This is a genomic window from Rhodopseudomonas sp. B29, from assembly GCF_000333455.1.
Lineage (GTDB): Bacteria > Pseudomonadota > Alphaproteobacteria > Rhizobiales > Xanthobacteraceae > Rhodopseudomonas.
The window spans coordinates 1-8,420 of sequence record NZ_BADD01000062.1 but is presented as its reverse complement, the minus strand read 5'-3'; the positions used below and the strand labels follow the sequence as shown (position 1 = coordinate 8,420).

At 65.0% G+C, this 8,420-nt stretch carries 10 protein-coding genes and 1 pseudogene; all 11 read right to left on the bottom strand.

Annotated elements, in window-relative coordinates; all coding sequences use genetic code 11:
- Nucleotides 1–515: 515 nt before the first annotated feature.
- Nucleotides 516–896, bottom strand: coding sequence for a 50S ribosomal protein L7/L12 (gene rplL / locus I5M_RS02205; RefSeq protein WP_022719906.1), 381 nt, complete (start codon nt 894–896; stop codon nt 516–518).
- A 55-nt stretch (nt 897–951) separates the two neighbouring features.
- Nucleotides 952–1,470 (bottom strand): 50S ribosomal protein L10, encoded by a 519-nt coding sequence (rplJ, locus tag I5M_RS02200; RefSeq protein ID WP_022719905.1) that lies wholly within the window; start codon nt 1,468–1,470, stop codon nt 952–954.
- 785 nt (nt 1,471–2,255) lie between these two features.
- A complete protein-coding gene (locus I5M_RS02195; RefSeq protein WP_031335069.1) occupies nt 2,256–3,203 on the bottom strand; it encodes a 2-hydroxyacid dehydrogenase in 948 nt (315 codons plus the stop codon).
- 96 nt (nt 3,204–3,299) lie between these two features.
- A complete protein-coding gene (gene rplA, locus I5M_RS02190) occupies nt 3,300–3,989 on the bottom strand; it encodes a 50S ribosomal protein L1 (protein WP_022719903.1) in 690 nt (229 codons plus the stop codon).
- Between the two features lie 6 nt (nt 3,990–3,995).
- A complete protein-coding gene (gene rplK, locus I5M_RS02185; RefSeq protein WP_022719902.1) occupies nt 3,996–4,424 on the bottom strand; it encodes a 50S ribosomal protein L11 in 429 nt (142 codons plus the stop codon).
- A 243-nt stretch (nt 4,425–4,667) separates the two neighbouring features.
- A complete protein-coding gene (nusG, locus tag I5M_RS02175) occupies nt 4,668–5,198 on the bottom strand; it encodes a transcription termination/antitermination protein NusG (RefSeq protein ID WP_022719901.1) in 531 nt (176 codons plus the stop codon).
- Between the two features lie 22 nt (nt 5,199–5,220).
- Nucleotides 5,221–5,412, bottom strand: coding sequence for a preprotein translocase subunit SecE (secE, locus tag I5M_RS02170; RefSeq protein WP_022719900.1), 192 nt, complete (start codon nt 5,410–5,412; stop codon nt 5,221–5,223).
- Nucleotides 5,413–5,697: 285 nt separating this feature from the next.
- Nucleotides 5,698–6,411, bottom strand: coding sequence for an ABC transporter ATP-binding protein (locus I5M_RS02165; protein WP_031335066.1), 714 nt, complete (start codon nt 6,409–6,411; stop codon nt 5,698–5,700).
- On the bottom strand, nt 6,392–7,156 hold the full coding sequence (locus I5M_RS02160; protein WP_022719898.1) for an ABC transporter ATP-binding protein: 765 nt from the start codon (nt 7,154–7,156) through the stop codon (nt 6,392–6,394). The genes I5M_RS02165 and I5M_RS02160 overlap by 20 nt, the downstream gene beginning before the upstream one ends.
- A complete protein-coding gene (locus I5M_RS02155) occupies nt 7,153–8,157 on the bottom strand; it encodes a branched-chain amino acid ABC transporter permease (protein ID WP_022719897.1) in 1,005 nt (334 codons plus the stop codon). Before I5M_RS02155 ends, I5M_RS02160 begins: the two co-directional genes overlap by 4 nt.
- A pseudogene (locus tag I5M_RS02150) lies at nt 8,154–8,420 on the bottom strand (branched-chain amino acid ABC transporter permease); the annotation flags it as partial. The pseudogene I5M_RS02150 and the gene I5M_RS02155, both read right to left, overlap by 4 nt.

Genomic DNA, 8,420 nt, shown 5'->3' with positions numbered 1-8,420 from the left:
CGCCCGGGCTGGGCGAAACCTCCGAAGCACGGGGCTTCCGCGCCTCGGGTTGAATTCCCGCACACATTCGAAATTCAGGAGCCGGATTTCAGGAACGAAGTCCTAAAACGGCAGATCACTAATTCCGAACGCAAAACGACGCGCGGGGCGCTAGCGCACCCGCCCGTCCAAAACCTTGTCGTTACAGAGCGAAAAAGCCCGAAATTGCCGATTCTCCCAAAGGCTGCACGGACATGCCGCCAAGTCCGACGCCTTTCGCTTTCGTGCTGCCGAACCAATATGGGACGGCATTGTGGAATTCGAGGGGGATTCCCGCGCTTCTCCACACTTTCCTGTGACGGTTCAGAGTCATAGTCTCCCTGACCCGCCGCGACCGGAGCCGGCGAACCGGCTCCAAGCGCTTAAAGCTGATTCCCCGTCCCGTCATGGTCGGGCTTGACCCGACCATCCACGTTTGGGGCAGATCCCCGGGTCTCGCTGCGCTCGCCCGGGGATGGACCTCAAGTAACCGGTGGTTACTTGAGCTCCACCTTGGCGCCAGCCTTCTCAAGCTGAGCCTTGATCTTCTCGGCTTCGTCCTTGGCAACGCCTTCCTTGACCGGCTTCGGCGCGCCTTCGACGAGGTCCTTGGCTTCCTTGAGGCCCAGGCCGGTGATGGCGCGGACTTCCTTGATCACTTCGATCTTCTTGTCGCCGGCCGAGGCCAGAACGATGGTGAAGTCGGTCTTCTCTTCGGCCGCAGCGGCGGCGCCGCCACCAGCGCCCGGAGCAGCGGCAACCGCGACGGCAGCAGCCGCCGACACGCCCCACTTCTCTTCGAGCAGCTTCGCCAGCTCGGCGGCTTCGAGCACGGTCAGGCTCGACAGGTCGTCGACGATTTTCTGCAGATCAGCCATTGAATCAGTTCCTTACGCGATTTGGTTCGAACCAGGGTTGAATGGGATGGAAGCGTCAGGCCGCTTCGCTTTTGGAGGCATAGGCCTGAACCACCCGCGCGACCTTGGCCGCGGGAGCAGTCGACAGCTGCGCGATCTTGGTGGCCGGCGCGACCAGAAGGCCGACCAGCTTGCCACGCAGTTCGTCGAGCGACGGCAGCGAGGCCAGAGCCTTCACACCGTCGACGTTCAGGACAGTTTTGCCCATCGAACCGCCGAGGATGACGAACTTCTCGTTCGCCTTGGCAAATTCGACGGCAATCTTCGGCGCCGCCACCGGATCGTTGGAAGTCGCGATCACGGTCGGCCCCTTCAGCAGGGAGCCGATGGCAACGACGTCGGTGCCTTCAAGAGCAATTTTGGCGAGACGGTTCTTCGAGACCTTCACCGACGCACCCGCCTGCTTCATCTGCGAACGCAGCTTCTGCATCTGGGCCACGGTGAGGCCGGAATAATGAGCAACGACGGCGACGCTGGTGGTCCCGAACAGACCATTCAGCTCTTCGACCGCTGCCTTCTTTGCCGCTCTATCCACAGCAAGCTCTTTCCGGTTGACGGCCTCTACAAGCAGGGGCCGTCGGGTTGCACCCTTCGCCCTGCCCTCAACATCATCCAGACACACGGTCTTCAGACCCGAGGGCAAAACGATACTAAAGCCTGCCCTCCCGCCCGCGCCTCGGCTTGCCGCCGCGGCCCGATCGGGGTGTCGAGGTTCGAACCTTTCTCCGCATCCCGCCCGCGTGAGCGACATGCAAAATCCGGTCTTCACCCGTCTATGCAGGCCATGCGATTAAGCCGCTGAGGAAACGTGACGTTTCGACGTTGGCGCCTGCAGTCTCGGACAGGACGGGATCACCACGATGAGCCGGAAAGCCGGCCCGCCTCGCATGATCCCTGCCCGCAAACCGCAACAAACGAACCCTTCCCTGCCCTTCTAGAAATCCTGGTGGATGTCTGGAAGGAAAAGGCTCCTGTTCGTCGATCTATCGGAATGCGCGCACGGGCGCGCCAGCAAAGCCAGCACGCCCGGAACATGCTGTTTAGCGAGTCTCTTCCGCGTTGCCAAGCCCGAAATCAGGAATTCGGCATCATTTATGCAAGGGAGGTCCCGCCTGTGCCTAACCTCGCCTTACAGAACTCGCAACGTTACGGCCGTCATCCTGAGGTGCCCGCTGTGCCGCGCTATGCGCGGCGCTGCGGGCCTCGAAGGATGAGCCGCAAGCGCTTGTGGCCGCATCCTTCGAGGCGCGCTGCGCGCGCACCTCAGGATGACGACTCCATCCTCGTGAACCGCGTTGACGCATCAATGGAGTAAGCGCTCTAGCTCACCCGATACGGCAGCTCCTTGCCCTCGAAGAACGCGCCGAGGTTCGCCAGCACGCAATCCTGCATCGCGCGGTGCGCCTCCTGGGTGTGGCCGCCGATGTGTGGGGTGAGCACCACGTTCGGCAGTTCGCTCAGCGCGTCCCGTCGGTACGGCTCCTGCTCGAACACATCAAGGCCGGCGCCCGCGATGCTGCCGTCTTGTAGCGCGGCGATCAGGGCCGGCTGATCGATGACCGAGCCCCGCGAGATGTTGACCACAACGCCCTCTGCGCCGAGCCGCTGCAACATGGCGGCGTCGATGATGTTCTCGGTGTCCGGGCCGGCGCGGACCGCGATCAGCAGCACTTCGCACCAATCGACCAGCTCCGCGAGGCTGCCGACATAACGATACGGCACGTCGTGGCGGCTGCGGCTGTGATAGGCGACCTCGGTTTCGAACGCTGCGGCCCGCGCCGCGATCTTCTTGCCGATTTCCCCCATGCCGTAGATGCCGACCTTGGCGCCGGTGATGCCGCGCGGCGGCTTGAGCAGCGGGGACGGTTTGGCGTCGGCCCAGCCGCCGCTGCGCAGATAGGCGTCAGCCGACAGCAGCCGGCGCTCGAGCGCAAGCCACAGCGTCAAAGCGAGATCGGCCACCGCCGAGGCATTCGCCGCCGGGCTGTTGGCAACGACGATGCCGCGCTGCAGGGCCGCATCGAGATCGATGCCGTCATAGCCCGTGCCATAGCAGACGATCGCGCCAAGTTTCGGCAGGAGATCGAGCGTTTCGTTGCCGAGTTTCTGGCCGCCCATCGTCAGCACCGCGCGGACGTCGGCGAGTTGTTCCGCACTGAACGCCTCGTTGGCCGGCTTGCCGCCGGTCTCGAGCAGTTCGTAGCGCTCGGCGAAGCGCGCCATCATCGATTTGGCGAACCGCGAAAACACCAGAATCTTCTCGGCCAAGTCGCTCTCCCGTTTCTTGTTGTTGGTACGCAAAGCAAAGGGCGGACCGGTTGCCCGATCCGCCCTCTTTAATCGATCAGCACAGCCGCGAGCGGCTTAGTGGACGGTGCCGGGCTCGACCTTGACGCCCGGGCCCATCGTCGAGGACACCGCAACGCGCTGGATGTAGGTGCCCTTGGCGCCGGCCGGCTTGGCCTTGTTGACCGCGTCCGCGAGCGCCTTGATGTTCTCGACCAGCTTGTCCTCGGTGAACGAGGCCTTGCCGACGCCGGCCTGGATGATGCCGGCCTTCTCGACGCGGAACTCGACCGAACCGCCCTTGGCGCCCTTGACGGCGCCGGCGACGTCCATGGTCACGGTGCCGATCTTCGGGTTCGGCATCATGCCGCGCGGGCCGAGCACCTTACCGAGGCGGCCGACCAGCGGCATCATGTCGGGGGTCGCGATGCAGCGGTCGAAGTTGATGTTGCCGGCCTGAACCTGCTCCACCAGATCTTCGGCGCCGACGACGTCGGCACCCGCAGCCTTGGCTTCGTCCGCCTTGGCGCCGCGCGCGAACACGCCGACGCGCACGGTGCGGCCGGTGCCGTTCGGCAGCATGACCACGCCGCGGACCATCTGGTCAGCGTGACGCGGATCGACGCCGAGGTTGATGGCGACTTCGATGGTCTCGTCGAACTTCGAGACGGCGCGCTCCTTGACCATCTTCACCGCTTCGTCGAGCGGATACAGCTTGGTGCGATCCACGCCTTCACGGATCTTCTTCAGACGCTTACCGATTGCCATGGTGCGTTACCCCTCGACCCGCAGGCCCATCGAACGGGCAGAGCCCTCGACCATGCGCATGGCCGATTCGACGGTGTCGCAATTGAGATCCTTCATCTTCTTCTCGGCGATCTCGCGCACCTGGGCGGAGCTCACCGAACCGGCGACGTCGCGGCCCGGCGCCTTGGAGCCGGACTGGATCTTCGCCGCCTGCTTGAGGAAATAGGACATCGGCGGGGTCTTCATCTCGAAGGTGAACGAACGATCGGCGTAGATCGTGATCACCACCGGAATCGGCGTGTTCTTTTCTTCCTTCTGGGTCTGCGCGTTGAACGCCTTGCAGAACTCCATGATGTTGAGGCCGCGCTGACCAAGCGCGGGACCGATCGGTGGCGACGGGTTCGCCGCACCGGCCGGCACCTGCAACTTCAGGTATCCGGTCACTTTCTTTGCCATACCAACTCTCCTGTTGCCGGCGAACCGGCGGTTTCAGGTTTCGTGGTGGGGCGCCTTCCGATGACTGGCGATCACCAGCACGCCTCCCACGTCGCTTTTGAGCAAGGCGCGAACCTCGCTCACTTCCGTCATGCCCGGACTTGATCCGGGCATCCATCACTCTTCATCCGAAGAGGATGGATTGCCGGGTCAAGCCCGGCAATGACGCCGTGGCTGGAGAAACCCAGCCACGACATCGAACGATCAGACCTTCTCGACCTGACCGAATTCCAGTTCGACCGGCGTGGCGCGGCCGAAGATCGACACCGCGACCTTCACGCGCGAGCGCGCCTCGTCGATTTCCTCGACCACGCCGGAGAACGACGCGAACGGGCCGTCGGCGACGCGGACGTTTTCGCCGATCTCGAACGAAACGGAAGTTTTCGGGCGCTCCACGCCTTCCTGCACCTGGTGCAGGATGCGCATCGCTTCGGCTTCCGAGATCGGCATCGGCTTGTTCTCGGCGCCGAGGAAGCCGGTGACCTTCGGGGTGTTCTTGATCAGATGGAAGGCTTCGTCGGTGAGGTTCATCTTCACCAGCACGTAGCCCGGGAAGAACTTGCGCTCGGCGTCGACCTTGCGGCCGCGGCGCACCTCGGTGACCTTCTCGGTCGGCACCAGAACCTGCTCGAACAGGTCCTCGACGCCGCGCTGCTTGGCCTGCTCCTTGATCGACTCGGCGACCTTCTTCTCGAAGTTCGAATAGGCGTGGACGATGTACCAGCGCATGCTCATGAGATAATTTCCGGGCCTGCGATCAGTGAACGCCGAGGACGAAGGTGATCAGCACGCGGATGAGCTGATCGGCGGCGAAGAAGAAGATCGAGGCCAGCGCCACCATGACGAACACCATGATGGTGGTGATCGAGGTCTCGCGGCGCGTCGGCCACGTCACCTTGGCGGTTTCGCTCCGCACTTCCTGCAGGAATTTGAACGGGCTGAAAGCCATCTGCGATCCGTCTTGTTCAGTTCGATGTTCGGCGTATGTCGGGTGATGATGCGAATCCGAACAGCCCTGTTGCGCCCAACCCCGGCCTCCGCCAGGGATGAGCCGCCAACCGGGCTCGAATTTCGGGAATAAAGCCGCGCCGGAAATCCGCCTAGCGGGCCGGCTGCGAGTGCCGCCTTAATATGGCGAGTTTGGTCAAAGGTCAAGCTGAGGGGGCCCGCCTCCCCTTCCCCGGCGACGGCCTGCGGCCATCAGGCGCGCCTTCCTCCGATACCGGAACCTAGCCTAACCGATCCCCACCCCGAGCAGCGAGTCGACCAGTCCCTGGTCGGCGCGGAGCTGGGGTGCCTGGCCCTGCCAGACGATGCGGCCGCGCTCGATCACCATGACGTCGTCGGCGAAATCGAGCGCGCGCTCGATCTGCTGCTCGACCAGCACCACCGTCATCTCGCCGCTCTGCGCCAGCTTGAGCACGGTCTCCATCAGCTGGTCGCAGATCACCGGCGCCAGGCCTTCGAGCGGCTCGTCGAGCAGCAGCACGGTCGGCTTGCCGAGCAGCGTGCGCGCCAGCGTCAGCATCTGCTGCTCGCCGCCGGAGAGCTGCATGCCGCCGTGGTTGCGGCGCTCGGCGAGGCGCGGGAACATCGTGTAGATCGCCTCGAGGTCGGTGCGCGGCCGGCCCTTGAGGCCGGTGAACAGATTTTCCTCGACCGTCAGCGAGCGGAAGATGTCGCGGGTCTGCGGCACGTAGCCGAGCCCGGCCGCGGCACGCGCGTACGTCTTCAGGCCGGTGACGTCGCGGTCGCCAACCTTCACGCTGCCGCCCTTGTGGGTGGTCAGCCCCATCAGCGTCGCCAGCAGCGTCGTCTTGCCGACGCCGTTGCGGCCGAGCACCGTCAGCCGGCCGCCGGCCGGCACGGCAAAGCTGATATCGCCGAGGATGCCGACCGAGCCGTAGCCGGCGGCGAGGCCTTGCACTTCAAGACGCGCGGCGGGCATCGGCATAGCTTCCCAGATAGGCGGTGCGGACGGCGGCGTTCTCTTTCACCTCGGCGGGCGTGCCTTCGAAGATCAGCGCGCCGCTCGCCAGCACCAGCACGCGCTTGGCGAACTTGAACACCAGGTCCATGTCGTGCTCGATCATCAGGATGGCGATGTCCGGCGACATCTTGCCGATCGCCTCGAGGATGCGCGGCGACTCGTCGTGCGGCACGCCGGCGGCCGGCTCGTCGAGGACAAGGACGCGCGGCTTCATGGCGAGGCCGATGGCGAGGTCGAGCAGTCGCTGTTGCCCGTAAGCCAGCTTGGTCACCGGCATGGCGGCGAGCTGCGCGATGCCGAGCAGGCCCAAAATGCTCTGCCACTCCTCGCGCACGTCGGCACGGTTGATCACCGAGGAGAACATGCGCTTGGTCAGGCCGCGGCGCTGCATCACCGCCAGCGCGACGTTCTCGGCGACGGTGAGGCCGGTGAACAGCCGCGTCACCTGGAAGGTGCGGACCAGCCCGCCTTGCACGCGCTCGGCGATCGAGGCGCCCGTGACATCGACGCCGCCGAGCAGGATGCGGCCTTCCGACGGATCGAGGTCGCCGGAGATCTGATTGACCAGCGTGGTCTTGCCGGCGCCGTTGGGGCCGATCAGCGCGACGCGGTCGCCGCTCGACAGCGTGAACGACACGTCGTCGGTGACGCGCAGGCCGCCGAAGGATTTGGACAGGTGCTGCAGTTCGAGCAGAGCAGTCATTTCGCCGCCCTCGCCCGCCGCAGATCGCCGACACGCCGACCGACCTCGTTGACGAGCCCCTTGGGGAAGAACAGCACCACCACGATCAACAGGACGCCGACCATGATCATCCAGTGGAACGGGCTGGCGGCGGATACGTAGTGGGCGAACAGCTCGAACAGGATGGCGCCGATCAGCGCGCCCCATAGTTTGCCGGCGCCCCCTAGGATCAGCATGATCAGTGCCTCGGCCGAGCGCTCGAAGCCGACGCTGTCGAGGCCGATGACGCCGGTGTTGATCGCCGTCAGCGCGCCGCCGATGCCGGCGACGGCTCCGGCGATGCAGTACATCACCACGAGTCGCGGGAAAACGGCGACGCCGATCATGCGGGCGCGCAGCGTGTCGTCCTTGATGGCGCGGCACATCAGTGCGAACGGCGAGCGCGCGAAGCGCAGCAGCACCACCATGGTGACCAGCAGCACCGCGACCGAGAAGATGTAGCCGTTGCGGCCGAACATATCGAAGTTGAACACGCCGAAGATCGGCGTCGGCGAGATGCCGGCGAGCCCATCACTGCCACCGGTGATCGACGACAGCTTGTTGGCGAGCGCGGCGATCAGCTGGCCGAACGCGATCGACAGCACCAGCTGCGGCAGGCCGCGGAAGCGCGTCACCAGCAGGCCGGAGACCAGACCGGTGCAGGCGCCGGCGACGATGCCGACCAGGATCATCAGAATCGGATCGGTGATGCCGGCGAGACAGGCGTTGCCGGCCGCATAAGCGGCGACGCCGAACAGCGCCGCGTGGCCGAGCGTAGCGACGCCGCAATAGCCGGTGACGAGATCGAGCGAGATCACCAGGAAGGCGAGCCCGATGACACGGATCAGAAACGCCAGATCGTCGGGATAGACGAAGTAACCGATGGCACCGAGCGCGGCGATGGCCACGGCCGCGAGCGCGTCGTTGCGCAGACCCGAGGTGGCGCGCGGCGGCACTGCCTCGATGGAGACGCTCGCCGTCATGAGTGCGCCTTTCCGAACAGGCCGTGGGGGAAGACGTAAACGATGACGATCACCGCCACATAGAAGAAGAACTCGCCGAAATCCGGCGCCAGATACTTGCCGGTGGTGTCGGCGAGACCGAGCAGCAGCGACGCCGCCATCGCTCCCGACACCGAGCCGGCGCCGCCGACCGAGACCACGACCAGGAACGTCACCATGTAGCGCAGCGCGTAGAACGGCTCGACCGGCAGCAGGTCGGCGCCGACGACGCCGCCGAACGCCGC

Bases quoted from the DNA above. Each gene is read 5' to 3' on its own strand.
- rplL (WP_022719906.1), bottom strand. From the start codon at position 896: ATGGCTGATCTGCAGAAAATCGTCGACGACCTGTCGAGCCTGACCGTG.
- rplA (WP_022719903.1), bottom strand. From the start codon at position 3,989: ATGGCAATCGGTAAGCGTCTGAAGAAGATCCGTGAAGGCGTGGATCGC.
- rplK (WP_022719902.1), bottom strand. From the start codon at position 4,424: ATGGCAAAGAAAGTGACCGGATACCTGAAGTTGCAGGTGCCGGCCGGT.
- nusG (WP_022719901.1), bottom strand. From the start codon at position 5,198: ATGAGCATGCGCTGGTACATCGTCCACGCCTATTCGAACTTCGAGAAG.
- secE (WP_022719900.1), bottom strand. From the start codon at position 5,412: ATGGCTTTCAGCCCGTTCAAATTCCTGCAGGAAGTGCGGAGCGAAACC.
- I5M_RS02165 (WP_031335066.1), bottom strand. From the start codon at position 6,411: ATGCCCGCCGCGCGTCTTGAAGTGCAAGGCCTCGCCGCCGGCTACGGC.
- I5M_RS02160 (WP_022719898.1), bottom strand. From the start codon at position 7,156: ATGACTGCTCTGCTCGAACTGCAGCACCTGTCCAAATCCTTCGGCGGC.
- I5M_RS02155 (WP_022719897.1), bottom strand. From the start codon at position 8,157: ATGACGGCGAGCGTCTCCATCGAGGCAGTGCCGCCGCGCGCCACCTCG.